This window comes from Oerskovia sp. NPDC056781, assembly GCF_042789955.1.
Classification (GTDB): Bacteria; Actinomycetota; Actinomycetes; order Actinomycetales; family Cellulomonadaceae; genus Oerskovia; species Oerskovia rustica.
Genome location: NZ_JBHUAD010000400.1, coordinates 1 through 1,362 on the forward strand (window position 1 = coordinate 1; position 1,362 = coordinate 1,362).

General features: G+C 75.2%; 1 protein-coding gene. It reads left to right on the forward strand.

Annotation, left to right across the window (positions count from 1 at the left end):
* Window positions 1–189: 189 nt before the first annotated feature.
* Window positions 190–1,323 (forward strand): glutamate--cysteine ligase, encoded by a 1,134-nt coding sequence (locus ACFRCR_RS18730; RefSeq protein WP_377679694.1) that lies wholly within the window; start codon window positions 190–192, stop codon window positions 1,321–1,323.
* The last annotated feature ends 39 nt before the right edge of the window (window positions 1,324–1,362 follow it).

Below are 1,362 nucleotides of genomic sequence, written 5' to 3' on the forward strand. Positions count from 1 at the left end.
ATCCTCAGGCGAGCTGTCCGACACGCCTCGACGTCACTATGCACGAGGCGGCCACCTCACCGCTCACCCCGGACGCCCGGGCCGCGCTCCGCCGTCGGGCACCCTACGAGCGCGGGCGGGACAGCACTCCGGACGCCCCCCTGCGTGCGAAGCACACCCCGGGCGTGTGAGACTTCCTCGATGCGAACCATGGGAGTCGAGGAGGAGTTCCTCCTCGTCGGGCCCGACGGCATCCCCACCGCCGTCGCGACCGAGGTCATCGAGTCGTCCAGCACCACCGAGGCCGGCGAGGGAGGGCTCGGGGCGTCGGGCGGCTCACGCCCGGACCGGCCCGACGACGCCCCCGGCGGCGACCTCGAGCTCGAGCTCATGGAGGAACAGCTCGAGACCGGCACGCACCCCTGCGCGAACCTGTCCGACCTCGCCCAGGAGATCCGCGGCGGGCGCATCCGGGCCAACAAGGCCGCCGAGCAGCGCGGCGCGCGCATCGTGGCGCTCGGCACCTCGCCCGTCCCCGTCTCCCCCACCACGGTCGGCAAGCTCCGCTACCTCGAGGCGCGCGCCGCGTTCGGGCTCACGGCACGCGAACAGCTCACGGGCGGCTGCCACGTGCACGTCGCGGTCTCCTCGGACGCCGAGGGCGTCGCGGTCCTCGACCGCATCGGCCCCTGGCTCGCCCCGCTCCTCGCGCTGAGCGCCAACTCGCCCTACTGGCAGGGCGAGGACAGCGGGTACGCGAGCTTCCGCTCCCAGGTGTGGTCACGGTGGCCGACGGCGGGCCCCGCACCGTCGTTCGGCACGCCCGAGGCGTACCGCGCCACGGTCGACGCCCTCGTCGCCACGGGCACGATCCTCGACACCGCGATGATCTACTTCGACGCCCGGCTGTCCGCGTCCTACCCGACCGTCGAGATCCGCGTCGCAGACGTGTGCCTCGACGCCGACACCGCGACCCTCCTCGCGGCGCTGGCCCGCGGGCTCGTGGAGACCGCGGCGCGCGAGGCCGACGCCGGCACCTCCGCGCCCATGCTCCACCCCGAGCTCCTGCGCACCGCGTCCTGGCGGGCCGGGCGCTCCGGGATCTCGGGCGACCTCGTCTCGCCGCTCACCTGGAAGCCCGCGACCGCGCACGACGTCGTGGGCCAGCTCGTCGCGCACGTGCGCGAGGCGCTCGTCGACGCGGGCGACCTCGACGCCGTGACCGAGCTGCTCGGGAGGCTGTGGTCGAACGGCGGCGGCGCGGGGCGTCAGCGGGCGTGGTTCGCAGGCTCGGGCGACCTGCGCGCCGTGATCGAGCGCGCCGCAGAGGCGACGCTGGCCTGAGCCACGGCGAACGCACGAGGGGCGCGGACCGTGCGGTCC